The organism is Sphingomonas sp. Leaf9, assembly GCF_001421355.1.
Lineage (GTDB): Bacteria > Pseudomonadota > Alphaproteobacteria > Sphingomonadales > Sphingomonadaceae > Sphingomonas.
Genome location: NZ_LMKC01000002.1, coordinates 97,483 through 122,953 on the forward strand (window position 1 = coordinate 97,483; position 25,471 = coordinate 122,953).

23 protein-coding genes, 1 tRNA gene and 2 pseudogenes are annotated in these 25,471 nt (G+C 68.0%); 14 read left to right on the forward strand and 12 right to left on the reverse strand.

What is annotated here, in order from left to right; genetic code table 11:
• Window positions 1–27: 27 nt before the first annotated feature.
• Both ASE58_RS04575 and ASE58_RS04580 read right to left on the reverse strand, forming a co-directional pair.
• Complete coding sequence (locus ASE58_RS04575) at window positions 28–1,515, reverse strand: hypothetical protein (protein WP_055818336.1); 1,488 nt, start codon at window positions 1,513–1,515, stop codon at window positions 28–30.
• Complete coding sequence (locus ASE58_RS04580; RefSeq protein WP_327196325.1) at window positions 1,512–3,302, reverse strand: Hsp70 family protein; 1,791 nt, start codon at window positions 3,300–3,302, stop codon at window positions 1,512–1,514. The genes ASE58_RS04575 and ASE58_RS04580 overlap by 4 nt, the downstream gene beginning before the upstream one ends.
• Before the next feature lie 63 nt (window positions 3,303–3,365).
• Here ASE58_RS04580 and ASE58_RS04585 point away from each other — a divergent pair, with 63 nt between their 5' ends.
• From ASE58_RS04585 to ASE58_RS04595, 3 genes are read left to right on the forward strand one after another with little or no spacing between them, the layout of a single operon-like run.
• Window positions 3,366–6,104, forward strand: a complete 2,739-nt coding sequence (locus tag ASE58_RS04585; RefSeq protein ID WP_055818338.1) for a TonB-dependent receptor — start codon at window positions 3,366–3,368, stop codon at window positions 6,102–6,104.
• 33 nt (window positions 6,105–6,137) lie between these two features.
• Complete coding sequence (locus ASE58_RS04590) at window positions 6,138–7,964, forward strand: methyl-accepting chemotaxis protein (protein WP_055818340.1); 1,827 nt, start codon at window positions 6,138–6,140, stop codon at window positions 7,962–7,964.
• Between the two features lie 5 nt (window positions 7,965–7,969).
• Entirely contained in the window at window positions 7,970–8,980 is a 1,011-nt protein-coding gene (locus ASE58_RS04595) for a DUF2332 domain-containing protein (protein ID WP_055818342.1), read from the forward strand.
• Between the two features lie 17 nt (window positions 8,981–8,997).
• Here the strand turns inward: ASE58_RS04595 and ASE58_RS04600 are convergent, their stop codons facing one another.
• Both ASE58_RS04600 and ASE58_RS04605 read right to left on the reverse strand, forming a co-directional pair.
• Entirely contained in the window at window positions 8,998–9,549 is a 552-nt protein-coding gene (locus ASE58_RS04600; RefSeq protein WP_235513492.1) for a phosphoribosyltransferase, read from the reverse strand.
• Between the two features lie 97 nt (window positions 9,550–9,646).
• Window positions 9,647–9,720 (reverse strand) — tRNA-Gln (locus ASE58_RS04605).
• A 165-nt stretch (window positions 9,721–9,885) separates the two neighbouring features.
• Between ASE58_RS04605 and ASE58_RS04610 the strand changes: the two genes are divergently transcribed.
• Together ASE58_RS04610 and ASE58_RS04615 are read left to right on the forward strand one after the other, a co-directional pair.
• The gene (locus ASE58_RS04610; protein ID WP_055758331.1) at window positions 9,886–10,926 is read left to right on the forward strand and encodes a Ppx/GppA phosphatase family protein; all 1,041 of its coding nucleotides are present in this window, start codon (window positions 9,886–9,888) and stop codon (window positions 10,924–10,926) included.
• Complete coding sequence (locus ASE58_RS04615) at window positions 10,923–11,648, forward strand: RlmE family RNA methyltransferase (protein WP_055818344.1); 726 nt, start codon at window positions 10,923–10,925, stop codon at window positions 11,646–11,648. Before ASE58_RS04610 ends, ASE58_RS04615 begins: the two co-directional genes overlap by 4 nt.
• Here ASE58_RS04615 and ASE58_RS04620 read toward each other — a convergent pair.
• Complete coding sequence (locus ASE58_RS04620; RefSeq protein ID WP_055818347.1) at window positions 11,638–12,702, reverse strand: SDR family oxidoreductase; 1,065 nt, start codon at window positions 12,700–12,702, stop codon at window positions 11,638–11,640. The genes ASE58_RS04615 and ASE58_RS04620 overlap by 11 nt on opposite strands.
• Before the next feature lie 96 nt (window positions 12,703–12,798).
• Between ASE58_RS04620 and ASE58_RS04625 the strand changes: the two genes are divergently transcribed.
• Window positions 12,799–13,179: a winged helix-turn-helix transcriptional regulator gene (locus ASE58_RS04625; protein WP_055818349.1), complete on the forward strand. Its 381-nt coding sequence runs from the start codon at window positions 12,799–12,801 to the stop codon at window positions 13,177–13,179.
• A gap of 213 nt (window positions 13,180–13,392) precedes the next feature.
• Here ASE58_RS04625 and rpoZ read toward each other — a convergent pair whose 3' ends face one another.
• Window positions 13,393–13,737 (reverse strand): DNA-directed RNA polymerase subunit omega, encoded by a 345-nt coding sequence (gene rpoZ / locus ASE58_RS04630; RefSeq protein WP_055758348.1) that lies wholly within the window; start codon window positions 13,735–13,737, stop codon window positions 13,393–13,395.
• Between the two features lie 124 nt (window positions 13,738–13,861).
• On the opposite strand from rpoZ, the gene ASE58_RS04635 reads away from it, so the two are divergent.
• The 3 genes from ASE58_RS04635 to ASE58_RS04645 are packed head-to-tail and all read left to right on the forward strand — an operon-like array spanning window position 13,862 to window position 15,764.
• Window positions 13,862–15,010 (forward strand): phospholipase D-like domain-containing protein, encoded by a 1,149-nt coding sequence (locus ASE58_RS04635; RefSeq protein WP_055818351.1) that lies wholly within the window; start codon window positions 13,862–13,864, stop codon window positions 15,008–15,010.
• A gap of 42 nt (window positions 15,011–15,052) precedes the next feature.
• Window positions 15,053–15,397: a hypothetical protein gene (locus ASE58_RS04640; RefSeq protein ID WP_055818353.1), complete on the forward strand. Its 345-nt coding sequence runs from the start codon at window positions 15,053–15,055 to the stop codon at window positions 15,395–15,397.
• A gap of 31 nt (window positions 15,398–15,428) precedes the next feature.
• The gene (locus tag ASE58_RS04645) at window positions 15,429–15,764 is read left to right on the forward strand and encodes a hypothetical protein (RefSeq protein WP_055818354.1); all 336 of its coding nucleotides are present in this window, start codon (window positions 15,429–15,431) and stop codon (window positions 15,762–15,764) included.
• A 52-nt stretch (window positions 15,765–15,816) separates the two neighbouring features.
• Here the strand turns inward: ASE58_RS04645 and ASE58_RS04650 are convergent, their stop codons facing one another.
• The gene (locus tag ASE58_RS04650; RefSeq protein WP_235513493.1) at window positions 15,817–16,407 is read right to left on the reverse strand and encodes a TlpA family protein disulfide reductase; all 591 of its coding nucleotides are present in this window, start codon (window positions 16,405–16,407) and stop codon (window positions 15,817–15,819) included.
• A gap of 16 nt (window positions 16,408–16,423) precedes the next feature.
• Between ASE58_RS04650 and argH the strand changes: the two genes are divergently transcribed.
• The 5 genes from argH to ASE58_RS04675 all read left to right on the forward strand — a co-directional run bounded on the left by argH (window position 16,424) and on the right by ASE58_RS04675 (window position 21,148).
• Window positions 16,424–17,785, forward strand: coding sequence for an argininosuccinate lyase (gene argH / locus ASE58_RS04655; protein ID WP_055818358.1), 1,362 nt, complete (start codon window positions 16,424–16,426; stop codon window positions 17,783–17,785).
• Window positions 17,785–18,021, forward strand: coding sequence for a lipoprotein (locus tag ASE58_RS04660; protein ID WP_055818360.1), 237 nt, complete (start codon window positions 17,785–17,787; stop codon window positions 18,019–18,021). The genes argH and ASE58_RS04660 overlap by 1 nt, the downstream gene beginning before the upstream one ends.
• Window positions 18,022–18,180: 159 nt before the next feature.
• Window positions 18,181–19,446 carry a diaminopimelate decarboxylase gene (gene lysA, locus ASE58_RS04665; protein WP_055818362.1) on the forward strand — a complete coding sequence of 422 codons (1,266 nt, stop codon included), beginning with the start codon at window positions 18,181–18,183 and terminating at the stop codon, window positions 19,444–19,446.
• Window positions 19,443–20,198, forward strand: a complete 756-nt coding sequence (locus ASE58_RS04670) for a precorrin-2 dehydrogenase/sirohydrochlorin ferrochelatase family protein (protein ID WP_082467658.1) — start codon at window positions 19,443–19,445, stop codon at window positions 20,196–20,198. Before lysA ends, ASE58_RS04670 begins: the two co-directional genes overlap by 4 nt.
• The gene (locus ASE58_RS04675) at window positions 20,195–21,148 is read left to right on the forward strand and encodes a zinc transporter ZntB (protein ID WP_055818365.1); all 954 of its coding nucleotides are present in this window, start codon (window positions 20,195–20,197) and stop codon (window positions 21,146–21,148) included. Before ASE58_RS04670 ends, ASE58_RS04675 begins: the two co-directional genes overlap by 4 nt.
• Before the next feature lie 25 nt (window positions 21,149–21,173).
• Here ASE58_RS04675 and ASE58_RS18540 read toward each other — a convergent pair.
• The 5 genes and pseudogenes from ASE58_RS18540 to fliD all read right to left on the reverse strand — a co-directional run.
• A pseudogene (locus tag ASE58_RS18540) lies at window positions 21,174–22,217 on the reverse strand (methyl-accepting chemotaxis protein); the annotation flags it as partial.
• 108 nt (window positions 22,218–22,325) lie between these two features.
• Window positions 22,326–22,886, reverse strand: a pseudogene (locus ASE58_RS18545) (MCP four helix bundle domain-containing protein); the annotation flags it as partial.
• Between the two features lie 43 nt (window positions 22,887–22,929).
• Complete coding sequence (locus ASE58_RS04685) at window positions 22,930–23,463, reverse strand: NADPH-dependent FMN reductase (protein ID WP_055818369.1); 534 nt, start codon at window positions 23,461–23,463, stop codon at window positions 22,930–22,932.
• A 67-nt stretch (window positions 23,464–23,530) separates the two neighbouring features.
• Entirely contained in the window at window positions 23,531–23,932 is a 402-nt protein-coding gene (fliS, locus tag ASE58_RS04690) for a flagellar export chaperone FliS (RefSeq protein WP_055758384.1), read from the reverse strand.
• Window positions 23,932–25,440 (reverse strand): flagellar filament capping protein FliD, encoded by a 1,509-nt coding sequence (fliD, locus tag ASE58_RS04695; protein ID WP_055818371.1) that lies wholly within the window; start codon window positions 25,438–25,440, stop codon window positions 23,932–23,934. The genes fliS and fliD overlap by 1 nt, the downstream gene beginning before the upstream one ends.
• Between the last annotated feature and the right edge of the window lie 31 nt (window positions 25,441–25,471).

Here is a 25,471-nt window from a genome sequence, read left to right on the forward strand (position 1 = left end):
CGGGGGAAAGTGCGCCGCCGCGCGCCGTTATCGCCCGTTCGGTGCGTCGATGACCTTGGGCTGCATGGCGCGCAGGATCGCCATGCCAGCCTTGCCCTGCGCCAGTGCGGATTTCCTGAGCGCGATGCTGGCGCTGCAGACATCCCCGGGCGTGCCCTTCAGCGACAGGGCACCCCGCAGCCGGTCTTCGGGAAGATCGGTATGGCGCAGCATGTCCGCGATAGTCTTGCCGGACACGCGGAACCGATCGTCGAAGCGGGTGGGGCGGCCATCGGATGCCAGCATCACGCGGTGGAGCAATGGCTGTTGTCGTGGGCGGGTGTTCCAGGTCAGCAGCCCGTCGTCCGCCGGGAAGGTCAGCTCGCCGCAGCCGGGCGGGTTGAGCACGGCGATCGCCTGTTTCGCATCGATCTCGAACCGGGCGATGTCGCGCAGCAACGCATCGTCCGCACGGGCCAGGCCCGATGGCAGGCGCGACCGCGACAGCTCCCGGATCGCTTGCCCGCTCCGCTCGTCACGCTTGCTGTGGATTCCGAAGGCCGTCGTCCGGATCGCGTCGGCTAGATCGGGATTGATCGCCGCGACGCCCTCCAGGTCGAGGCCCGCGACATCGCGCGCGATGACGTTCGGATCGGCGGAATAGCTGATCCCGGGCGGTGCATCCGGTGCCGCGACGATCGCCGCCACGATCCGCAACGCCACGGTGATTGCGATGATCGCCATCCAGATCGAAAACCCCGTCCGTGGCTTGGCGGCGTCGACCTCCGCCACCCGCTGCGGGTCCAGCCAGCCTTCTGCGATCGGGAACCGGTCGCGGATCGCTTTCAGCAGGTCGCGTCGTGGCCCCATGGGGTTCCGGAAGACGCCGCGCCGGGCGCCGCTGCGGTTCAGTTCGCGCCATGCCCGATGAAACCGATGCCGGGGATCGTCGAGCAGCGCGACGAACCGGGTCGCCCCGATCCGCTCGACGATCGCCTGCGCATCGGCAGACAGCGCATAGTCGTTGCGCCGGTCGATCCAGCCGAACGCCGCCGCAGCGGGTTCGAGCAGCGGGTCGCTGCGGGGCACGCTCGCCGCCAGCGTCTCGGCGAACCAGCGCTCCGCTCCGGCGGCGAAATCGACCTGTTCCAGTCGCGGATCGGCCAGCAACGCGCTGCCGTGATGGGCAATGTCGGCCAGCTCGTCGGGCGTCGACGGCGCATCGTGGCCGGGGAACAGCAGGGCTTCGAGCGCATGGAAATGCGCATTCATCGCCTCCGCCAGCGCGTCGACTTCGGGTTCGCGCTCGGGTTCCGGCGCGGGGGACTCGTCAGCGACGACCGGTTCGACCGCCACTGCCGCGTCCGGATCGGCGGCACGCGCCAGCGCGGCGTCGCGCGCATCGCGCAGCGCGGCGAACCCGTCGGGGTCGGCATCGACGTCCATTGCCTTCAACCGTGCGGCGTAGGCGCGGCGAATCGTCCCGCGATCCGTCGTCGGGTCGCAGTCGAGGGTCGCCCAGATGCCGTATTTCACAGGAACCGTTCGCCTTCGATCTGGTCGAGCGCCGCGCCGAACGCGGTGCGCGCCTCTGCGATCGATCGTTCGTCCTGCGTCGCCAGCACGCTTTCGAACTGGCCGAGCATCTGGCCGATCGCGGCGCGGGTGTCGCCGAGAAAGGATTCATACGCCCGTCGTGCGCGTGCCATCAGCGCGGCATTGACCGCATCGTCGCGCGGATGGACCTTCAGCGCGGCCAGCGCCGCGCGGCGCTTCTCGATCTCGGCGGGGTCGGGCGCGTCCTCGTCGTCGACGATCACCAGGTTGCGGGTCATGCCCGTTTCCGGGACGGCCAGGTCGACTTCCAGCAATCCCGAACTGTCATAGCTGAAGCGGCATTCGATCGACACGGCACCCGCCGGACGCCGGGGAACCTCGATGGTCACCTCGCCCAGCTTGACGTTGCCTGCGACCTCACGCGCTTCGCCCTGATAGATGCCGAACTGCACCCGGCGCTGGTTGTCGACGACCGTCGAGAAGCTCGACACCCGGCTGATCGGCACCGCCGAATTACGTTCGATGATCGGCGAGAACAGCCCGGTGCGAAAGCCGCCGCGCCCGTCGGGTTCGCTGGTGTCGACCCCCAGCGTGAACGGGCAGACATCGGTCAGCCGGATTTCGTCCAGCCCCGCATCGCGCGCCAGCAGCCCGGCCTGCACCGCCGCGCCCATCGCCACGGCATGGTCGGGATGCACCGTGGTCGCGGGAAAGCGGCCGAACATGCGGGTGACCGCACGTCGGACGATCGGCATCCGCGTCGCCCCGCCGACCAGCACGACTTCGGACAGGGCGGCGGCGGCAATGCTGCTGTCGCGCAGCGAGCGCAGGACCGGCTCGCGAATCCGCTGGAGCAAGGCGGCGGCATGTTCCTCGAACGCGGCGGCGGTGACGGGGACGCTGAGCGCCGTATCCCCCACCGTGACCGACAGGTCGGCCGAGTCCGCTTCGCTCAGCGCGCGGCGGCACCGTTCTGCCGCCTGCGCCATCAGCGCTGTGGCACGGTCGGGCGGCAGCTTGGCAAGCAGCCCGCCGGGATCGAGCGCGGCGCGGGTCAGGTCGATCAGGCAATCGTTGAAATCGTCGCCACCCAGCCGGTTGTCGCCGGCCGAGGCGCGCACCTCGATCACCCCGTCGAACATCTCGACGATCGACACGTCGAACGTGCCGCCGCCCAGGTCGAAGACGAGGAAGGGTTCGCGGTCGCCCCGGTCGGCGATGCCACAGGCGAGCGCGGCGGCGGTCGGTTCGTTGATGAGCCGCTTGATCGGCAGCCCGGCCAGCTCGCCCGCGCGCCTGGTCGCCTTGCGCTGGCGGTCGTTGAAATAGGCGGGAACGGTCACGACCGCGCCGGTCACGGTGTCGCCGGTGAACGCCTCCGCGTCGCGTTTCAGGCTGGCGAGAACCAGCGCCGACAGCGCCTCCGCATCATAGTCGCGCTTCGCCAGCCGGGCGGTTTCGCGCGTGCCGATCCGCCGCTTGAAACTGGTGACGGTGCGGTCGGGATGCGTCGCCATCCGGTCACGCGCGGCACGGCCGACCAGCACCGCGTCATCGTCGCCGATGCTGACGGCGGAAGGGGTCAGATAGTCCCCCAGCGCGTTCGGGACCATGACCGGCTGGTCGTCCCGCCACAGGGCGCAGGCGCTGTTGGTGGTGCCAAGGTCAATGCCGACGATCATGTCCCACCCCGTTTCGATGCCGCACCGGATGTAGCGCGTGGCCGGCGACAGGCAATGTTCGATCGCGACCACGGCGTTAACCAACTGGTATCCACCTGTACCCTAAGCCTTCCCTGCTAAGGACAATCGGTCCGGGGGGATGCGGGGATGCGTAAGAGCGGATTTTTGCTGGCGGCAAGCGCCTGTGTGACGGTGGCGGCACCGGTTTCGGCGCAGGGGTTGCGGGGCGTCGTGCCCACCGCCGGGGACAAGGCGGATGCCAAGCCCACCGAGGAGCAGTCCGCCAACACCGCCGACATCATCGTCACCGCGACTCGCCGTTCGCAGCGCCTGTCGAACGTACCGATCGCGGTCAGCGCGTACAGCACCGCCGCGCTCCAGAATTCGGGCGCGACCGATATCCGCCAGATGGCGCAGCTCTCGCCGTCGCTGATCGTCTCCTCGACCGGATCGGAAGCGAACGCGACCGCCCGCCTGCGCGGCATCGGCACCGTCGGCGACAATCCCGGCCTCGAAAGCTCGGTCGCGGTGTTCATCGACGGCGTCTATCGCAGCCGCACGGGTTCGGGCCTGAACGACCTGGGCGAAGTCGAACGGATCGAGGTGCTGCGCGGGCCGCAGGGTACGTTGTCGGGCCGCAATTCGTCGGCCGGCGCGATCAGCATCTACACCAAATATCCCTCGTTCGACTTCGGCGGTTATGGCGAGGCGACCTACGGCAATTTCAACGCCGTCCGTCTGGCCGGCGCGCTGACCGGGCCGATCGTGAAGGACAAGCTGGCCTTCCGCGTCGATGGCGTGTTCGCCAAGCGCGACGGCTTCTACCGCGATGTCGTCAACGACACCGACTATAACGACCGCAACCGCTATTTCGTGCGCGGGCAGCTGTTCTTCAAACCGGTCGACAATTTCTCGGTCCGGCTGATCGGCGACTATACCTATCGCAACGAAAAGTGTTGCGGCGCGGTCTATCTCGACACGCAGGAAAAGCTCGATCCGACGCCGGGCGTCGCGGGTGACTATGTTCCCGCCGCGCAGAACCGCATCGTCACGATCCTGCGCAGCCTGGGCGGCGTGCTGCCCAGCAACGGCGACCCGTATAATCGCCAGATCGCGAACTCGCGCGGTCGCGCCTATTCCAACGTGACCAAGGATTATGGCGGCTCGGCGCGGATCGGCTGGACCTTTGCCAACATGCAGCTGATTTCGATCAGCGCCTATCGCGAGTACAAGGCCGGGGGTGCCGCCGACCTCGATTACGGCAGCGTCGACATCGGCTACCGCGCCGACGACGGCAACGCCTATCGCCAGTTCCGCACCTTTACGCAGGAAACGCGGCTGAGCGGCGGGCTGTTCGGCAACCGGCTCGACTGGATGGTCGGCGGCTATTACGCCCATGAAAAGCTGCAGGTCGCCGACAATCTCCGCTTCGGGACCGATTTCGGTGCTTTCGCCGCCTGCCGCCTGGTGGCGACGATCAATCCGCTGGAGGCGCTGCGCACCCCGCGTGCGTCGGGTTGCCTGAGCGCGGTGGGTCGTGCCGCGCTGACCCCGGCGGTGGGGCCCACGATCATCGCCGGCATCGATCGCCTGTCGACGCTGAACGACCTTGGCAGCATCCGCGATACTTACGACCAGACCAGCAGCAACTATGCGTTCTTCACCCATAATATCTTCAAGGTGACCGACACGCTCAGCCTGACCGGCGGCCTGCGCTACACCAACGAACACAAGCAGCTGAACGCCAGCTTCGTGAACAACAACACCGTCTGCCCCGCGCAGCAGGCGGCGCTGCGCCCGCTGCTCGGCAGCAGCAACGCGACGCTGCGGTCGCTGGCGGCGGGGATCATCACGCTGACCTGCACCGGCAATTCGACCGCCGCGCTGACCGGCGTGCCGATCCGCGATTCGTTGCGGGAAGGCCAGGTTACGGGCACGACCGTGTTGTCGTGGAAGCCGGTGCCCAGCACCCTGCTCTATGCGTCCTATGCGCGTGGCTACAAGGCGGGTGGCTATAATCTCGATCGTTCCGACCTGACGGCAAACGTCTTCGCCACGCCGACCGCCGCCAACGCATCGAACCTGCGCTTCGACCCGGAAACGGTGCAGGCGTTCGAAGTCGGCGTGAAGTACAGCGCGGCGAAGTTCACCGCGAACCTGGCCGCGTTCCGTTCGGCCTTCCGCAATTTCCAGCTGAATACGTTCAACGGCACGAACTTCATCGTGCAGAACATCAGTTCGTGCGGCGATGCGCTGGGCGGGGCCGATCGCGACAATGATTCCACCACCGGCCGCTGCACCGGAAAGGTTGGCGCGGGTGTCGTGACGCAGGGCTTCGAGCTGGAGGCGGGCGCCTATCCCGCGCCGAACCTCGCCTTCAACCTCGGCTATACCTATGCCCACACGCAATATCGCCGGAACCTGGTCGGCAGCGAATCGGGCGAGCCGCTGAACGCTGCGCTGTTCTTGCTCCCGGGCAACCAGATGTCGAACGCGCCGCGCCATACCATCACCAATTCGGCGGTGTGGACCCCGGCGGTGTCGCGCAACCTGACCGCGCTGTTCTACGTCGATAGCCGCCTGTCGAGCGACTATAACACCGGGTCCGACCTGTTCGCCGAAAAGGAGCAGGACGGCTTCTTCCTGATGAACGCCCGCATCGGCCTGCGCGGTCCCGAACAGCGCTGGGCGATCGAATTCTGGGGGCAGAACATCCTCGACACCGATTATCAGCAGGTCGCCTTCGCCGCCCCGTTCCAGGGATCGGGCAGCGTGTCGCAGGTGACCCGCTTCGGATCGCCCGCCTTTGCCGCGGGCAATGCGATCACCTCCTCCTACCTCGCCGAACCGCGCACCTACGGCATCACGCTGCGCTCGCGGTTCTGACATGATTGTTTTGTTTCCAACGGATCGGCTCCGATGAAGATACCGCGTAAGCTCGGCCTGTCGTTCCTGACGATCAACGCTTCGGCGGCGGTGGTCATGCTGGTGTTCCTTGCCAGCATCCTGATGATCGCCAGGACGACCGAGCGGAACAACCACAGCCAGGACGTCTATGCGAAGGCATTGACGCTGGAGACCGCGATCCTCCGCCAGAACAGCCAGTTTCGCGGCTTTCTGGTCACCGGCGACCCGACCTACCTCAAATCCTATGAGGAAGCGCGGGTCGAGTTCGACGCGACGGCGGTCGAGCTGGCGGCGATGCTGACGGTCGCGTCGGAACAGGCCGAGCTGGCCGAGGCACGGCGCGAGACGCTGGCATGGCGGCGCAACTGGGGCGACCGGCTGATCGCGCGCGTAAAGGCGGGCGAGCGCGACGCCGCGCAGGAGGAAGTGCGCGGCGCGGGGGCAAAGGTGCTGGTGAGCAAGATCGCGCTGCCGCTGCGCGCGCTGCGTGCCACCGAAACCGACGCGATGGCGGGACATGCCGACGATCAGGCGGGGGCGATCCGCATGGCGCTGATCGCGCTGGTCGTGGGCGGCATCGCGCTGATCGCGATCGCGGTCACCTTGGCACGGTTGCTCAGCCGGCAGATCGCCCGGCCGATCACGACGCTGACCCAGGCGATGGCCGACCTTGCCAATGGCCGCCACGACATCGCCGTCGACGCGGCGGGGCGCACCGACGAACTGGGCGACATGGCGCGCGCGGTGCTGGTATTCCGCGATACCGCCACGGCCAAGCTGGCCGACGATCGCGACCGCGAAGCGGCGATGACCGCGATCGGCGGGGGCTTGCGCAGCCTGTCGCAGGCCGACCTGACCGCGCGGCTGGCCGATGTGCCCGCCGCCTTCCGCGTGCTGTCGGACGATTTCAACCTCGCCACCGCCAGCCTTGCCCAGGTGCTGGGCGATGTCCGGGGCAGCGTCGATTCGATCAAGCTGAATTCGGGTGAGATCGCGCAGGCTGCCACCGACCTTGCCGAGCGTACCGAGCGCGAGGCGGCGGCGTTGCAGCAATCCTCCTCCGCGCTGGACGACGTAACCCGTTCGATCCGCGAAGGCGCGGTCGCGGCGACCGAGGCGAGCGGGGCGATGGCCGAGACTCGCGGCGAGGCCGAGCGCGGCGATGCAGTCGTGCGACAGGCGATTGCGGCGATGCACGGCATCGAACAGGCCAGCGACGAGATCGCGCAGATCATCACCCTGATCGACGGGATCGCGTTCCAGACGAACCTGCTGGCGCTGAACGCGGGAATCGAAGCGGCGCGGGCGGGCGAGGCGGGCAAGGGCTTTGCCGTCGTCGCGTCCGAAGTCCGCGCGCTGGCGCAGCGTTCGGCCGATGCCGCGACCGAGGTGAAGACGAAGGTGAAGGCCGCATCGACCCATGTCGGCGCCGGCGTGGAACTGGTCGAGCAGACCGGCGAGGCACTGGCGCGGATCATCGAGCGGGTGGCCGGGGTCGGCGGCTCGATCGACGCGATCGCGCGCCAGTCGGATCATCAGGCGACCAGCCTCGGCCAGATCAACGTCGCCATCGCCGAAATGGACGCCATGACGCAGCAGAATGCGGCGATGGTCGAACAGACCTCCGCCGCCTCGCGCCAGCTGGTCGAGGAGGCCGAGGCGCTGGCCCTGTCGGTCGCCGCCTTTTTGATCGATACGCCGGCTACTGCCGACGCCCCCGCGCCGCGTGCGTCGGCGAATGTCACGCCGTTGCAGCCCAAGCGGTCGCAGCGTCGCTGGGTAACCCCGCCCGAGCCTGCGCCGCTCAAGGTCGCCAATGACGACTGGGATGCGTTCTGATCATCATGGCAGGACCATTGGCCCGGCAGGCGCAGGTCGTGCGCGCCTTGGGCTCCCCCTTCGTCGCGGCGATCCTCGATGCCGGTGAACGACAATTGCACCGCGCGCCGCTGACCGCGCGGCGGATCGACGACTGGCCGGGCGATCCGGCGGCTGACGCATTGGCGATGCGCTTCAACGGCGCGCTGCACGCGCTGGCGCGGCGCGGGGATCGCCCCGCGCTGTCGACGCTATACGCCACGCGTACCGGCGATTTCGACGGCGTGATCGGCGATACGATGGCGCAGGCCGATGCCTTCATCGCCGACTGGATGCGCGAACCGCCCCAGACCAACGAGGTCGCCCGCAGCGCCGCGATCATGGCCGCGCTGATGACGCTGCGCGCCGACGTCGATCTGCCGGTCGAATTGCTCGAATTGGGCGCCAGTGCCGGACTGAACCTCAATCTCGGCCGCTATGCGTTCGACCTGGGCGGGGTGCGTGTCGGTGATGCCGCGTCGCCGGTCCGGATCACGCCCGAATGGCGCGGCCGCCCGCCGCTGGCCCGCCCGGTCGAGATCGTCAGCGCGCGCGGCGTCGACCTGCGGCCGCTGATCGTCGGCGATCCGGCGGCGCAGGAGCGGTTGATGGCCTATGTCTGGGCCGACCAGCCCGAGCGGGCCGAGCGGCTGCGCCACGCGCTGGCGATTGCCCACGCCCATCCGCCACGGGTGGAGCGCGACGATATCGCCCACTGGCTGCCACAAGCCTTGTCACGGCCGGCCGTCGCCGGCACCTGTCGAGTGGTCGTCCACGCGATGTCGCTGCAATATTGCGATGCCGCCACCCATGCGACCGTCGCCGAGGCGCTTGCCACCGCCGACACGCCGATCGCCCGCATCGGCTTCGAATGGACCGAGGCGCGCGATGCCGTCCACCTGACGCTTACCACCTACCCGGACGGGCGCACGCGGCATCTGGCGACGTGCCATGCCTATGGCCACTGGATCGACTGGCACGGCCCGACCGACGGCTGAACGCCGCCCCGTCGTCGTCAGCGCAGGATGATATCGGCCCCGTGCTTGTGCGCGCGGATTTCCGCTTCGGTCAGGCCGTTGATCTCGTGCGGGAAGATCAGCCAGTCGCTGGTCTGGTGCACGAAGAAGTCGGGGGCGAGGTCGGTCACGTTGCGCGACGGCTTGTAATAGACGGTCGCGACCTTCAGCTCGTCCGGCAGGCGATCCCCGCACCGGTCCCGCAACTCGGCCAGCACCGCGCGGATCGACCGGCCGGAATCGAACACGTCGTCGATCAGCAGCAGGCGATCCCCGCGCGTCAGCACATCGACCAGATAGCCAAGGCCATAGACGCGCACCTCCGCCTCCTGCTGGTCGATGCCGGTATAGGATGCGGTACGGATCGCGATATGGTCGCTCTGCACGCCGCGATATTCCAGCAGTTCCTGCACGGCGATCCCGACCGGCGCGCCGCCGCGCCAGATGCCGACGATATGCGTCGGGCGAAACCCGGCATCGAACACCTGGTTGGCGAGGCGGAAGGAATCTTCCAGCAGGCGATCGGCCGACAGATAGACTTTGGCGCTCAAGAAATATCCATCCTGATTGGGGCGAGGGGGCATGCCCATCGCGCGACCGAACGGTCGCCGGGTCCATCGGGATCATCGATCGAACGGAAGGTGTCGCTGGATGCCCCGTGAGGATTCGAACCTCAATTAACGGAGTCAGAGTCCGTAGTCTTACCTTTAGACGACAGGGCAGCGTCGCAGCGAGGGCGGTCGGATAGGGCGACTGTCCGGGCATGTCAACGCCGAATCGCTCGATTCGTCGCAATCCCTTGTGGCGGACGGCGGGCTTCGCTAGTCTGGGGTTCAAGCACCGAGCGGCGTTCGGCCGTGACGGATAGAACATAAGTGAGTGACGGCATGGGGGATCTCTCCGCCCGGTTGCCGCACCGGGGGGCGCGCGGCGCTCCTCGCAAGGCAGCTTCTTCGCCGGCGCGGCCGCGCTGGCCGGGCGCGCGTCATTACGCTGCGCTCGACCTCGGCACCAACAATTGCCGGCTGCTGATCGCCCGGCCGCAGGGCGACGGGTTCGCGGTGGTCGATGCGTTTTCGCGCATCGTCCGGCTGGGCGAGGGGCTGGCCGCGACCGGTCGCCTGTCCGACGCCGCGATGGACCGCACCGTCGCCGCGCTGAAAATCTGCGCCGAAAAGCTGAAACGCCGCGACGTGACGCTCGCCCGTTCGGTCGCGACCGAGGCGTGTCGTCGTGCGACCAACGGCCCGGCGTTCGTCGAACGGGTGCTGGAGGAAACCGGCATCCATCTCGACATCATCACCGCCGAGGAAGAGGCGCGGTTGGCCGTGCTCGGCTGCCATGCGCTGCTCGAACCCGGTGACGGGCCGGCGCTGGTATTCGACATCGGCGGCGGGTCGACCGAACTGGTGCTGCTTGACGCGTCGGGGCCGGTGCCGCGCGTCCTCGACTGGCATTCTGCACCGTGGGGCGTGGTGTCGCTGACCGAGAGCCTGGGTGCGGGCAAGGAAGCGCCGACGACCTCGGGTGCCTATGCCCGGATGCGCGCCTGCGTGACCGAAAGCTTCGCGCCCTTTGCCAAGCGCCTGCCGCAGACCGACGAACCACGCCGGCTGCTCGGCACCAGCGGCACGGTGACGACGCTCGCCAGCGTGCATCTGGGTCTCGCCTCCTACGACCGGTCGCAGATCGACGGGCTGATCGTGCCCGCCGAATCGATGCTGGCGGTCAGCCAGCGGCTGGCGGGGATGAGCCTGGCGGAGCGCGGCACGGTGCCGTGCATCGGCAGCGAGCGCGCCGACCTGGTGGTCGCGGGCTGCGCGATCCTCGAAACGATTCTGGCGCTCTGGCCCGCTGAACGGCTAGGGGTCGCCGACCGTGGGATTCGCGAAGGAATCCTGCGCCGATTGATGGCAGGAACCCGATGACCCGCGGAAGCCCCCCCGGACGCCAACGTGTACGCACCGCGCGCGCACGCTCGGCCCAGTCGACGCGCTGGCTCGAACGCCAGCTCAACGACCCCTATGTAAAGAAGGCTCGGGCGGAGGGCTATCGCAGCCGCGCCGCGTACAAGCTGATCGAGCTGGACGAACGCTTCAAGCTGCTGCGCGGCGTCAAGCGCGTCGTCGACCTCGGCATTGCGCCGGGCGGCTGGACGCAGGTCGTGCGCAAGGTGCGGCCGGAATGCACCGTGGTCGGCATCGACCTGTTGCCGGTCGACCCGATCGACGGCGTCACGATCCTGCAGATGGACTTCCTCGCGGACCACGCGCCCGATCGCCTGCGCGAGGAACTGGGCGGGGAGGCCGATCTGGTCCTGTCCGACATGGCGGCGAACACCGTCGGCCATCCGCAGACCGACCATTTGCGCACCATGGCGCTGGTCGAGGCGGCGGTGATGTTCGCCTGTGAGATATTGCGCCCCGGCGGCGATTTCGTGGCGAAGGTGCTGGCGGGCGGGGCCGACAACGAACTGGTCGCCGAACTGAAGCGTAATTTCCAGGCGGTAAAGCACGCCAAGCCGCCGGCGAGCCGCAAGGATTCGTCGGAATGGTACGTCATCGCCACCAACTTCAAGGGGCGGCGCGACGTACCCTCGACCAATGCGGCGGAGACGGACGAACCGTCCCCGGACGCATTCACGGAATGATGCGGTCGGCGCGCAGCCGTTCGAACAGCGCGAAGAACGCATCGTCGGTCGGGCGATAGCCGGTAAAGCCCAGCCGCCGGCTTTTCGACATGTCGGTCACGATCTCGATCGGGCGGCCCAGATCGGCGTCGGTGTGCCACGGCGAGGCCAGCCGGGTCAGGTCACGCTCGACCAGCCCGTGCTTGGCCGCGATCGCCGCCCAGCGCGGGGCGTCGTCCGCCATCTGCTGTTCCAACGGACGCGGCGTGCCGTCGAACGGTGCCGGCTCCACGCCGAACAACTGCGCGATCCGCCCCCACATCCATTGCCAGCGAAAGACGTCGCCATTGACGACGTTGAACGCCTCGTTTTGCGCCGCCGGCGTCTCCGCGGCCCAGAGCAGATGTTCGGCCAGCAAACCCGCATCGGTCATATCGGTCAGCCCGTGCCACTGCGCCGCCGACCCCGGAAAGGCGAACGGTCGCCCGGTTTCGCGGCAGAGCGTCGCATAGACCGCCAGCGTCGTGCCCATGTTCATCGTATTGCCGACTGCCTTGCCGATTACGGTATGGGGACGATGGACGCTCCAGGTCGATCCGTCGCGTGCGGCAGCGGCGAACAGCTCGTCCTCCTGCGCATAATAGAAGTTATCCACCGGCAGCCGCCCCTGTTCCTCGCGGAACGGCGTCTGCGGAAGGCTGCCCTGTCCGTACGCCTCGAACGGCCCCAGATAATGTTTGAGCCCGGTGACCAGCGCGACATGGCGTGCCCGGTCGGGGGCGGGCAGGGCGGCCAGCAGGTTGCGGACCATCGCTGCATTGACGCGGATATTCTCCGCCTCGCTGTCCTGCCGCAACCAGGTGGTGATGAACACCGCATCGGCCTGTACCCCGGCCAGCGCCGCCTTCGTACCGTCCGCGTCGAGCAGGTCTGCGGCCAGCGGCTGCACGCCGTCCTGCGCGACCGGGCGGCGGGCCAGGCCGTGGACGGTCCAGCCCTCACGTACCAGCAGGTCGGCCGTCGCGCTGCCGATGATGCCGCTGGCCCCCGCCACGATTGCCGTCTTCGTCGCCATGTCACTTCCTTTCCTTTGTCGAGTCGGCCAGTTAGGAACCCGTCGACCGTGCCGAAAGACGGCACCCCCACCACCCCCAGGCACCAAAAGGTAAACATGCACCCCGGATCGGACGAGGCGGAATGGCGGGAGGATTGCGCACCGCGCCGCGTGCTGTCGCTGTTCGCCACCAAATGGACCAGCATGGTGCTGCACACGCTGCACGCCCGCCATGGCGGGACAGCGCGGACCGGCGTGCTGCTGCGCAGCCTGCCGGGCATTTCGAAGAAGATGCTGACCCAGACCCTGCGCGAGATGGAGGAGATCGGCCTGATCGCGCGCGAGGTGCTGGCGGTGATGCCGCCAGCGGTCGAATATCGCCTGACGGAGCTTGGCTGCCGGTTCGTCGAGCCGGTGAACCTGCTCTATGACTGGGGGCGGGACAATGCCGATGCGCTCGACGCATTGGGCAGCCGGCCGGGCGCGCGGCGGGGGTGAGAAAGTGATACCCCCGTACGATCCGTTCGTCCTGAGGTGCCATTGAGCTTGTCGGAATGGCGTATCAAAGGACCGTGACAAGCGCTTCGATACGAGTCTTCGACAGGCTCAGCCCCTACTCAGCACGAACGGTTAGGTTTGCTGAGTGGCTCACCCAAACGAAAAGGGCGGCCCCGGAGGACCGCCCTTTCGTATCACAACAACCCGACAACCTCAGCCGTCGTAGTCGCCGCCGACATTCTGGTTGCGCGGCGGGGCAGCGGCCGTAAGGCGCAGCGCCTCTGCCGATGCGGCCAGCGAACCCAGTTCGTCCGGGGCTTCCTCGTCGTCGATCTGCACCTTCTGCATCGACGTGATGACCGATTCGCGCAGATGGTCCGGAGTGATGTTCTCCTCGGCGATTTCGCGCAGCGCCACGACCGGGTTCTTGTCGCGGTCGCGATCGAGGGTGAGTTCGGCACCGCCCGAAATCTGGCGGGCGCGCTGGGCAGCCATCAACACCAGGTCGAAACGGTTGGGGATCTTGTCGACGCAATCCTCGACGGTGACGCGCGCCATGAAACGCCTTCCTTGCAAAACGGAGGGTATCGGAAAGCGTGCTGCCTACGCACGCCGGCTCGGAAAGTCAATGAAACTTGGCCACCCGCCGGCCGTTACGTCCTGCGAACGAATGGGAGGGGACATGATCGGGGCCAGCGAGCCGACCTTTACCGTCGCGGGAAACCGGCTGACATTGTTGACCGAAGGGCCCGAGCGGCTGACGGCGTTGCTGGCGCTGATCGACGGCGCGCGCCGGTCGCTGCGGTTCCTGTTCTACATCTGGGAAGAGGACGCGTCGGGTGTCCGGGTCCGCGACGCGCTGGTCGCGGCGGCGAAGCGCGGCGTGCGGGTGTCGCTGATCGTCGACGGGCTGGGCGCGGAGGCGGCGGCCAATCGCCGCTTCTTCGAACCGCTCCGCGCGGCGGGCGGCGATGTGTGCGTGTTCGTGCCACGCATCGGGCGGCGTTACCTGCTGCGCAATCACCAGAAGCTGGCGCTGGCCGACGACGCCCGCGTGATCGTCGGCGGCTTCAATATCGAGGATGCCTATTTCGGCACGGTCGCGGATCAGGCGTGGCGCGACCTGGGGCTGATCGTCGAAGGGCCCGCCGCCGGGCGGCTGGCGGGGTATTTCGACGCGCTAAAGGCGTGGACCGCGCTGCCCGGCGCGCCCTTGCGTAAATTGTCGAAGCTGCTGCGCGACTGGAGCGAGGATAGCGGCCCGATCCGCTGGCTGCTGGGTGGCCCGTCGCGGCGGCTGTCGCCCTGGGCGCGGACGGTGAAGCACGAAATCCGCCATGGCGAGCGGATCGACATGATTGCCGCCTATTTCGCGCCCGGCCCGCTGATGACCCGCCGGCTGGACCATGCCGCCCGGCGAACCCGGCTGCGCATCGTGGTGCCCGCCAAGACCGATCATGCCATCGCACTGCTGGCGGCGCGCTTCACCTATCGCGGGTTGTTGCGCAAGGGCACCGAACTCTACGAATATCGCCCGACCAAGCTGCACACGAAATTGTTCGTCGCCGACGACGCGGTGCATATCGGCTCGGCCAATTTCGACATGCGGTCGATGTTCCTGAACATGGAACTGATGCTGCGGGTGGAGGACCCCGCCTTCGCCGCGCATATGCGCGCCTATATGGACCGCGAGGTCGCCGATTCGCAGCAGGTGACGCGCGCGCTGCACCGCGAACGGTCGGGCTGGTGGGCGCGGGTGAAACAGGCGGGCGCCTATTTCGTGATGGCGGTACTCGACCCCGAAATCACCGTCTGGCTCAACCGCGACTGAACCCGCTTGAGGTCGGGGCGCTGGTGGTCCATCGCATGGCGCATGGATATTCCCGCACTCTATGCCCAGCTGATTCAGGCGATCGGCGACGGCACCGGCATGGCCGACAGCCTGTTGCACGTCCATGCCGGCATGGCGGTCCTGCTGCTGACCCGTGTGCTGACCGGCCGCCGCTTGTCGACGCCGGTCCCGCTGGCGGTGGTGGCGCTCGCCGAACTGGGCAACGAGGTGCTCGACCGGCTGCATTACGGGTCGTGGCGCTGGGACGATACGCTGCTCGATATCGTCAACACGATGTTCTGGCCGACGATGTTGTTCATCGGCCTGCGCCTGCGCGACCGGTTCGAACCGCGCGATGCAGTGGTGCCGGAACAGCCGACGATCTGAAAGGGTTGATGGGGCAAAGGAGCCTTGCCCCATGACCAACACCCCCGCGCATCCGAAGGTCGATCCCGAACGGGTCGAACCGCACAACGCCTTCGACAATCCGACCGGCTATTCGGGCCAGGAATATGATCGCGAGCGCGCCGCGCGACAGGCCGCCGCCGAGGCGCGGCCCGCCAGCATCGCGCCCGCGCCGGACGGCCGCGAAATCCCGCCCGAAGCCGGCCACCGCGCGACGATCAGCCCCAATGGCGAAGTGCATGGCAGCGGCGCGAATGCCGGCGGCGGCGGGCAGGGCGAGAATTTCGACGACGATGGGTCAGGGGAGGGGGCCGGTGTGCCCCCGGCCGACCGCGCCCCGGATCGGTAATCCCTCATCGTCATTCCCCGCCATCGCGGGGAATGACGAAATTGGCGATTGCTTACCCCTTCGCCTCGCCGATCAGCTTGGCGGCATCCGCGCCGGCCCAGTCCATGCCGCCGGTCACCCGCCACACTTCCTTGCCGGCGGTGTCATACAGGATCGTCGTCGGCAGGCTGACGCCCATCCCGGTCGAGAATTTCAGATCGGGATCGCGATACGCCTTCAGGTTCACCAGCTTACGCTCGGTCAGGAACGGTTGGACCTTGGCCGGCTCCATGTCCTGCGACACGGTAAGCACGGTCAGCGCCGCCCCGTCGCGCGCGGCCAGCGCGTCGAGCGTCGGCATCTCGCGCACGCATGGCGCGCACCATGTCGCCCACAGGTTCAGCAGCACCGGCTTGCCGCGAAAATCGGCCAGCGTCACGCCCTTGCCCGCCGCGTCCTGAAACGCGAACGTCGGCATCGCCTCGCCCTTGTGGCTGCGATCGACCTTGCCCGCCGCTTCCGGCGCGGCGTCATTGGCGGGGGCGGCGACGTCGGGCACGGTGCCGTCGTCGGTCGTGGCGGCTTGCTCCGGCGCGGCGGCTCGCTTATCGCAAGCGCCGACGAACAGGCTCAGTCCAAGGAGAAGCGCGATTACCGGGCGCATGGAAGGCTCCAACAGCATGTGGGGCGGGCGCTTCGCCGAAGGCCCGTCGGCGGTGATGCGTGAGATAAACGCGTCGATCCCGTTCGACAAGCGGATGTGGCGACAGGATATCGCCGGGTCCCGTGCGCACGCAACGATGCTGGGCGCGCAGGGCATCGTCGATGCCGCCGATGTCGCGACGATCCTGGGCGGGCTGGAGGCGGTTGCCGCCGACTATGCCGAACACGGCGTCCCCGACGACCTGACGCTCGAGGACATCCATATGCTGACCGAGGCGCGGCTGGCCGAAAAGATCGGCCCCGTCGCCGGGCGGCTGCACACCGCGCGGTCGCGCAACGATCAGGTCGCGACCGATTTCCGCCTGTGGACCCGCGACGCGATCGATGCGGTCGATGCGGCGCTGGGGCAGTTGCAAGCGGCGTTGCTGGTGCGCGCGGAGGAACATGCCGCCACCGTCATGCCGGGCTTCACCCATCTGCAGGTCGCGCAGCCGGTGACGCTTGGTCATCATCTGATGGCGTACCACACGATGGTCGCGCGCGATCGCGGGCGCTTCGCCGATTGCCGCGCGCGGCTGAACTACAATCCGCTGGGTTCGGCGGCGCTGGCCGGGACCGGCTTCCCGCTCGACCGCCATGCGACGGCGCAGGCGCTGGGCTTTGCCGGGCCGACGGTCAATTCGCTCGATTCGGTCAGCGACCGCGACTTCGCGATCGAATATCTGACCGCAGCCGTGCAATGCTCGCTGCACCTCTCGCGCCTCGCCGAAGAATTCGTGATCTGGGCATCGCAGATGTTCGGCTTCGTCAGCTTGAGCGACCAATGGTCGACCGGCAGCTCGATCATGCCGCAGAAGCGCAATCCCGACGCCGCCGAACTGGTGCGCGGCCATTCGGGGCGGATCATGGGTTGCATGACGTCGCTGATGGTGACGATGAAGGGCCTGCCGCTCGCCTATTCGAAGGATATGCAGGACGACAAGCCGCCGGTGTTCGAGGCGACCGACCTGCTGGCGCTGTCGATCGCGGCGATGACCGGTATGGTCGAAAGCGCGACCTTCCGCCCCGAACGCATGCGTGCGGCGGCCGAAACCGGCTTTTCGACCGCGACCGACCTCGCCGACTGGTTGGTCCGCGAAGCGGGCGTGCCGTTCCGCGAGGCGCACCATATCACCGGCCGCGCGGTGAAGCTGGCCGAGGAAAAGGGCTGCCGGCTGGATGGTCTCACCCTCGACGACCTGACCGGTATCGACGACCGCATCCATGGCGGCATTTTCGACGTGCTGAGCGTCGATGCTTCCGTCGCCAGCCGCAAGAGCTTCGGCGGCACCTCGCCCGAACGGGTGCGCGAAGCCATCGCCGCCGCGCGGGGCCAGTGATGCGGGGGGGCGCGCTCCTCGCCGTCGCCCTCGCGCTGGCCGGGTGCGGCCAGCGCCGCGACCTGCATCCGCAGGAAAACGCGTCGCTGCCGCCCGCACCCTATGGCGCGACCACGCAGCCGACTTCGGGCGAACTGCTCGACCCGACGACGCAGCAGCGCCCCTCGCGCAGCGACGAGCTGCTGACCGAATCGAAGGCGCGGGGCGACGATCCCTTCGCCCTGCCGCCGCGCTGATTACGCGCTCCATCGTCACCCCGGCCTTGAGCCGGGGTCCCGCTTCTTCTTCCGCGACGGCAAAGAAAGCGGGACCCCGGATTAAGTCCGGGGTGACGTATAGAGCGGGCGAATAGTCTGCCATTTTCTTGGTGTCCGCACCGGTCTAAAGGCCCAGTCATGGACAATTTCACCCTTCGCGACGGCACGCTCCATGCCGAGGATGTCAGCCTGCCCGCTATCGCCGATGCGGTCGGCACGCCGGTCTATGTCTATTCGACCGCGACGCTCGAACGCCATGTCCAGGTGTTTCGCGACGCCGTGGCAGGGTTGGGCACGGGCGAGCCGCTGGTCGCGTTCGCGGTGAAGGCCAATCCGAACAAGGCGGTGCTGGCGACGCTCGCCCGCGCCGGCATGGGCGCCGACGTGGTGTCGGGCGGCGAGCTGTACCGCGCGCTCGACGCCGGCATGGACCCGGAGAAAATCGTGTTTTCGGGCGTCGGCAAGACGGCGGACGAAATGGCGCAGGGGCTGGCCGCCGGCATCGGCCAGTTCAACATCGAATCCGAACCCGAACTCGACATGCTGTCGGCGGTTGCGACCCGGCTGGGCAAGGTCGCGCACATCGCGATCCGGGTGAACCCGGACGTGATCGCCGGAACCCATGCGAAGATCTCGACCGGGGGCAAGGAGAACAAGTTCGGCATCGATTACCACGCCGCCCCCGCCGCCTACGCCCATGCCGCGTCGCTGCCGGGCATCCGGGTGCGCGGCGTTGCGGTGCATATCGGCAGCCAGCTGACCGACCTCGTGCCGCTGGAGGCTGCGTTCGGCCGGGTCGGCGCGCTGATCGCCGAGTTGCGGGCGGCGGGGCATGACATCACCCATGCCGATCTGGGCGGCGGGTTGGGCGTCCCCTACGACCCCGCCAGGCCGTTGCCGCCGTCGCCCGCCGCTTATGGCGAAATGGTCGCGCGGGCGACCGCCGGCTGGGACGCGCGGCTGATGTTCGAACCCGGGCGGCTGATCGTCGCCAATGCCGGGGTGCTGGTGTCGCGCGTCATCCGCGTGAAGCAGGGTGCGACCGCGCCGTTCGTGGTGGTCGACGCGGCGATGAACGACCTGCTGCGACCCAGCCTCTACGACGCCTATCACGATATCCGCGCCGTGACCCCGACCGGCGAGCGCGCGGTGACCAACATCGTCGGCCCGGTGTGTGAGACCGGCGATACCTTTGCGCTCGACCGCGATATGGACGTGGTCGTCACCGACGATCTGGTCGCGTTCATGACCGCCGGTGCGTACGGCGCGACCATGGCCTCCACCTACAATTCGCGCGCGCTGGTGCCCGAGGTGCTGGTATCGGGCGACCAATTCGCGGTGGTGCGTGAACGCCCGCCAATCGAGGCGCTGGCGCAAGCCGACCGCCTGCCGCCCTGGCTGTGAACGGGCTGCCGATCCTGCTGCGCACCGCCGGGCGCAGCGTGATCCTGGTGGGGGAGGGTGAGGCCGCCGATGCCAAGCGCCGCCTGCTCGAACGCACCGGCCTGACCGTCGTCGCCGACGCCGCCGATGCCCGCATCGCGGTGGTCGCTGTCGAGGACGACACGCAGGCCCGCACCGCGATCGACGCGCTGAAGGCACGCGGCATCTTGGTCAACGCCGTCGACCGCCCCGCCGATTGCGACTTCACCCTGCCGGCGATCGTCGACCGGTCGCCGATCCTGATCGCGATCTCCACCGGCGGCGTCTCGGCGGGCCTCGCGGCGGCGATCCGGCAACGGCTGGAGGCGATGCTGCCCGCCGGCGTCGGGCGATTGGCCGAGGGGCTGGGCGCGGCCCGCGCGGCGCTGCGCGCGCGCTTTCCCGATGGCGGCGACCGTCGCCGCGCGATCGGTTTGGGCGTAGCGGCGGGCGGTCCGCTCGACCCGATGGTCGCGCACGGCGACGATGCCGTCGCACGCTGGCTGGAGGATGTCGCCCCGGTCGCCGGCCGGGTGGAGACGATCCGCCTGCGCTCGGCCGATCCCGACGACCTGACGCTCCGCGAAGCCCGCTGGCTGGGACAGGCCGACCGCATCCATCATGCGGCGGATGTGCCCCCCGCGATCCTCGACCGCGCGCGCGCCGATGCGGTACGGATCACCGGCCCGGTCCCGGCCGATCCGCTCCCCGGCCTGACGATCGACCTCGCATGACCTGTCGCGCATGGCATATCGATGGGGGGAAGGTGACGCCGATCGATCCGCTGGCGGCGGTCGACGCCACCGGCGGTTTCACCTGGATTCACCTGCATGGGGAGGGGGATGCGGTGGCGAAATGGCTGCGCGATCATGCCCATCTGCCCGAATATGTCATCGACCCGCTGACTGCGGTCGAAACCCGCCCGCGCTGCGACGCGATCGGGAAGGGCGCCTTCGTCAACCTGCGCGGGCTGTCCGACGATCAGCTGAGCAGCGCCGATCCGCTCGCCTCGATCCGGCTTTATGCCAGCGCCGGGCAGGTCCATTCGGTCACCCGGCGCAACCTGACCGCGTTCAGGACGGTGGTCGATCGGGTGGAGGGCGGCAACGTGGCCGACCCCGGCGACCTGATCGTTGCGTTTGCCAGCGCAATCACCGAACAGCTCGATCCGCTGATCGCCGATCTGGGCGACACGCTCGACGAATGCGAAGAGGCGTTGGACCCGGCGCGCATTTTCGAACAGCGTCGTGCGGTGACCCACACCCGCGTCCGCGCGATCGGCTATCGCCGGTTCCTGGTGCCGCAGCGTTCGGCGCTGGAAAAGCTGGGGCAACTGCCCGGCGACTGGCTGCAGGCCGACGATCGCCTCCACCTTGCGGCCGCCGCCGATCGTGCCGCGCGCATGGCGGAGGAGGTCGATTCGATCCGCGAACGTGCGGCGCTGATCCACGAAACGCTGACCGACCTGCGCGCCGAACAGCTCGACCAGCGCTCGCTGCAGATCGCGATCGTGGCGATGGTGTTCCTGCCGCTGACCTTCGTCACCGGCCTGCTCGGCATGAATGTGAAGGGCATCCCCTTCGCCGACGAACCCTGGGCCTTTGCCGGGGTGGTCGCGCTATGCATCGCGATGAGCGCCGGCATCGTCGCATGGTTCGTGCGCAAACACTGGATCGGGCGCTAACGCCCGATCCGGTCTGCTTGTCGGTTCAGGCGGCGCGCCCAAACCCGGCATCATCCTCATCGGCGCCGCCCTGCGTCAGGTCGAGGGCAAAGCCCCGCACGCGGGCCTGCTGCTCGCCGACCGACCCCGGCTTGGCCCGTACCGCCGCCGGCTTGGCGGCCGGCGTGCGAACCGGCGCGCGCGGCGCGGTCGGGGCACCGTTTCCGGTGCGGAAGAACGCGATATTCGCCTGCAACTCGTCGGCCTGGTTGGCCAGTTCCTCGGACGTCGAGGTGATCTGCTCCGACGCCGACGCATTCTGCTGCGTCACCTGATCGAGTTGCTGCAACGCCTGGTTGATCTGGCTCGCGCCGATATCCTGTTCGCGACACGCCGCGCTGATTTCCGACACCAGTTCGGCGGTACGACGGATGTCGGGGACCAGCTTGGTCAGCATGTCGCCCGCCTGTGCCGCCGCCTCGACCGTCTCGCCCGATACCGCGCTGATTTCGGCGGCGGCGCTCTGGCTGCGTTCGGCGAGTTTGCGGACTTCCGAAGCCACAACCGCGAAGCCGCGACCATGTTCGCCGGCACGGGCCGCCTCGACCGCGGCATTCAGCGCCAGCAGGTCGGTCTGCCGCGCGATCTCTTGGACAATGCTGATCTTGTCGGCGATGGTCCGCATCGCCTTGGCGGCACGTTCGACGGCGACGCCGCTGGCTTCGGCATCCTTTGACGACTGGCGCGCGATCTTTTCGGTCTGGGCGGCATTGTCGGCATTCTGTTTGATGTTGGCGGCCATCTGCTCCATCGACGCCGAAGCCTCTTCGGCGGCGGCGGCCTGCTCGGTCGCGCCCTGCGATACCTGCTCCGACGAGGCCGAAAGCTGCTGGCTGCCCGCCGCGACGCTTTCGGCGGCCTGGTTGGTCTCGCCGATCACGCCGCGCAGCCGGACGACCATCGCGTTCAGCGCTTCGATCAGCGTGCCAACCTCATCCCGGCTGGTCGCAGCGACCGTCACCGACACGTCGCCCTCCGCCACGGCGGTGGCAAGGCCGGTCGCACGGTTCAGGTTGCGCCGGATCGCATTGGCGACGAACCATGCCGCCGCCGCTGCCGCCGCCATCGCGATCAGCGCGATGACGATCATGTAGGTCGTCAGCTTCGACGACAGCGCCATGCCCGCTTCGCGCGCGGCCTGCGCCGATTCCAGCTGGTAATCGGACAGCTTGACGATTTCCGAGGTCGTCGGATCGATCGCGGGATACATGTCGTTGTCGGCGAAGGAGGCCAGTGCCGGGGCATCGCGACGCGCGATGATCGTGCGCAGCGTGCTCACCGCATCGTTCGACCGCGCCATGTTCGCCTTCACCGTGTCGGCGATCGCGGCTTCCTCGGCCGTCTGGCTGGTGCGCATATAGGCCGACCATTGTTCGCCGACAATGCGGTTGGCCGCGTCGATCCTGTTGCTCGCCTGTTGCCAGTTCAGCTTGCCCGCGCGCAGCTGATGGGTCGTGTCGACCACGTTCAGCCCATAGGCGTCGGACACCTTCTTCAACTGGCGCAGCGGCACGATGCGATCGTCATAGATCGACGTCATCGACCCGGTGAGCGCCGACATGCCGTAATAGCCGGCACCACCGACCGCCACGGCGATGGCTATGCCGGCGGCAAGCTGAATCGCGAGGATTCGCGTGCCGATCGATCGAAACCCGCCGTTGCTGCCCGCCATGTCCGTCTTCCTCCGTGGAGGTGGCATGGCTAATTTGAATGATTTAATAACCGATGAAACCGTATCTGATTTACCGGGTGATAAACCCGATCATCTGCTCGACCATCAGCCGAAGCTGCCCGTCGGCCTTGTCGATCGCGCCGTCCTCGACCGTGTTGATCGCGACGCCGACCGGCGTGGGCCAGCCGCGCAGGGCATGGGCGACGGTGCGCAGCGTCGTCATCGTCGCCACCGCCGCCTGCCATCCCGCTGCCGTCGCGACGATGCCGATCGGCATCCCGTCGAAATAGACGCGATCGTCACGGCGCAGCAGCTCCACATGGTCCAGCGCGTTCTTGACCAGCCCCGACAGCGTGCCGTGATAGCCCGGCGACCCGATGATGATCCCGTCGGCATCACGCAGCGCGCGCAGGAACGACTGGATGCGGGCATTGCCGCCCGCCGTTTCGGGTTCGTAGTTCGGGAAATCGATCGCCGGCCCGGTCAGCAGCGTCGTGCGCGCACCCAGCATCGCGGCATGGCCGAGCGCCTGTTCCAGCGCGGCGGCGGTTCCCGATGTCGGGCGCAGCGTGCCCCCCAGCGCGACGATATGCGGTTGCTTCATGCGCGCACCGCTAGCGGATCATGGCAGCCGATGCCACCGCTGAGCGCAGGAATCAGGCTTGTCGGGATCAGCGCGGCCGAACCGCTTCCCACGCCTCGGCGATGTCGGTCAGCGAGGCGGCGGCGTTCAGGAACGGTTGCGCGTCATGGCCGATGCTCGCGTTGACGATCTGGTCGCGCAGCCCGGTATAGAGCCGCGACAGCGTTTGCGACAGGTCGCCGCCCTTTTCGTAATCGAGCCCCGCTTCCAGCGCGAACAGGATCGCGGTCGCGCGGGTCACGCGCTCGCCCTTCATCGCATATTGGCGGTTGTTGGTCGCCCATGCCGCCGATCGCAGCGCACGGATCGCTTCCTCGTACAACAGCGACACCAGCGCGTGCGGGTCGGCGCCGCCGGTGCGGGCGGCCAGGTCGACCGAGCGATAGGTCTGGGCAGGATCGCCCGCCAATGCGGAGGCATAGCGGGTCATCAGTTGCTCTTCGACCACATCTTGATCTGGTTTTCCATGAAGGTCTGTTGCGCCTTGTACGCCGCGACCCGCGCTTCGGACGCCGCGAACTGCTGCGTCATGCGGGTGGTGGTCAGGTCGGTCTGTTCGACGACCTTCGCCTGTTCCTTGGCCAGCGCGCCCTGCGCATCGGCATAGCGCTTGTCGCTGGCGCCAAGGCCCAGCGTGGTGCTCTTGGCACTGACCGCGATCCGGTTGAGCGCGGCGGGCAGGCTGGTGCCCGTCGTGCCGTCGGTGCCGCTGGCTGCGGCGAACATCGCCTCCACCGCGTCCGGGTTCTTGGCCAGCGCCGATGCCAGCTGCGTCTTGTCGACGCGCAGCGATCCGTCATTGTTGGTCGCGATGCCGATCTGCGCCAGCGTGGTCGGGCTGCCGTCCTTCTTGCCGGTCAGGTCGGCGATGCTCAGCTTCTGCAGCGCCCGCTTCATCGCCATCGCCGCCGGATCGGCGCGCAGGTCGCCGGTGATCGGGTCGGTCGCCTTGTTCACCGATGCCAGCATGTTGTTATAGGCGGCGACGACGTTGTTCACCGCGTCCTTCAACGCATCGGTCGGTGTCGACGAACTGAGCGTCACCGGACCATCGGTCGTCACCCCCTTCAGTTCGAGGATCACGCCGTCCGCGCCGGTGATCTTGTTCGATGCGCTGACCATCGGCACGCCGTCGACGCTGAACACCGCGTTGCCCGCACGGGTCACTATCTCGGCGCCATCGGTCGTCGTATCGTCGAAATCGACGTTCAGCCGCTCCAGCCCGGTGCTGCCCGAATCGGGCGTCGTGCTGACGGTGAACGCCTGGTTCGCACCGTCGGTGCTGCGCAGCACCAGCCGCTGGCCGTTGGCGTCGTTCACCACGCTGGCGGTGACGCCGGCCTTGGCGGCGGTGATCTTGTCGGCGACCTTTTGCAGCGATGCCGCATCGTTCGACGTGATGGTGATCGGCGGGATGGTCGTGCCGTTCCCGTTGAACTTTCCGGTGGAATCGACGCTGCCCAGCGTCAGCTGGATCGTGCCGGTGCCGACCGATCCGGTGGTGCTGAACGATTCCTTCGTAACCGCGACCTGTGGCGTGGCGAGGCGGGCGACCGTGACGCTGGCGTTGAGGCTGGCGACCTTCGTACCGCTGGCCGTCGACACCTTCACCGCCGACCCGCTGCTGCTCAGCTGCGTGGTCAGCCCGCCACTCTCGGCAAGCGTCGTCAGCGCGCTGGCGAATTCGGTGATGCCCGATTTCAGCTCGGACACCGCCGATACCTGTGCGGTCAGTGTGTCGGACTGTTTCGTCAACCGGGCGTTGCGGGCGGCGAACTGCGCCTCGACCAGATTCTTGACCAGCGCGGCGGTGTCGACCCCTGACCCGGCGCCCAACGCATTGGCGAGGTTGGGGGTGGTCGCCTTGGTCGTGGTGGTGGTCGTCGTCGTCTTGGGCGTGGTGGCGGTGGCCGTCGCACTGGTCGTCGTGATTGCCATCGTTGATCCCCGGTCCGTCTCCCCCATTCAA

Coding starts and splice junctions, on each gene's coding strand:
- ASE58_RS04625 (WP_055818349.1), top strand. CDS start 12,799: ATGCACCCCGGATCGGACGAGGCGGAATGGCGGGAGGATTGCGCACCG.
- ASE58_RS04610 (WP_055758331.1), top strand. CDS start 9,886: ATGGGGGATCTCTCCGCCCGGTTGCCGCACCGGGGGGCGCGCGGCGCT.
- fliS (WP_055758384.1), bottom strand. CDS start 23,932: ATGACCCGCTATGCCTCCGCATTGGCGGGCGATCCTGCCCAGACCTAT.
- ASE58_RS04675 (WP_055818365.1), top strand. CDS start 20,195: ATGACCTGTCGCGCATGGCATATCGATGGGGGGAAGGTGACGCCGATC.
- ASE58_RS04645 (WP_055818354.1), top strand. CDS start 15,429: ATGACCAACACCCCCGCGCATCCGAAGGTCGATCCCGAACGGGTCGAA.
- rpoZ (WP_055758348.1), bottom strand. CDS start 13,737: ATGGCGCGCGTCACCGTCGAGGATTGCGTCGACAAGATCCCCAACCGT.
- ASE58_RS04650 (WP_235513493.1), bottom strand. CDS start 16,407: ATGCGCCCGGTAATCGCGCTTCTCCTTGGACTGAGCCTGTTCGTCGGC.
- ASE58_RS04595 (WP_055818342.1), top strand. CDS start 7,970: ATGGCAGGACCATTGGCCCGGCAGGCGCAGGTCGTGCGCGCCTTGGGC.
- lysA (WP_055818362.1), top strand. CDS start 18,181: ATGGACAATTTCACCCTTCGCGACGGCACGCTCCATGCCGAGGATGTC.
- ASE58_RS04615 (WP_055818344.1), top strand. CDS start 10,923: ATGACCCGCGGAAGCCCCCCCGGACGCCAACGTGTACGCACCGCGCGC.
- ASE58_RS04585 (WP_055818338.1), top strand. CDS start 3,366: ATGCGTAAGAGCGGATTTTTGCTGGCGGCAAGCGCCTGTGTGACGGTG.
- ASE58_RS04635 (WP_055818351.1), top strand. CDS start 13,862: ATGATCGGGGCCAGCGAGCCGACCTTTACCGTCGCGGGAAACCGGCTG.
- fliD (WP_055818371.1), bottom strand. CDS start 25,440: ATGGCAATCACGACGACCAGTGCGACGGCCACCGCCACCACGCCCAAG.
- argH (WP_055818358.1), top strand. CDS start 16,424: ATGTGGGGCGGGCGCTTCGCCGAAGGCCCGTCGGCGGTGATGCGTGAG.
- ASE58_RS04685 (WP_055818369.1), bottom strand. CDS start 23,463: ATGAAGCAACCGCATATCGTCGCGCTGGGGGGCACGCTGCGCCCGACA.
- ASE58_RS04590 (WP_055818340.1), top strand. CDS start 6,138: ATGAAGATACCGCGTAAGCTCGGCCTGTCGTTCCTGACGATCAACGCT.
- ASE58_RS04620 (WP_055818347.1), bottom strand. CDS start 12,702: ATGGCGACGAAGACGGCAATCGTGGCGGGGGCCAGCGGCATCATCGGC.
- ASE58_RS04640 (WP_055818353.1), top strand. CDS start 15,053: ATGGATATTCCCGCACTCTATGCCCAGCTGATTCAGGCGATCGGCGAC.
- ASE58_RS04660 (WP_055818360.1), top strand. CDS start 17,785: ATGCGGGGGGGCGCGCTCCTCGCCGTCGCCCTCGCGCTGGCCGGGTGC.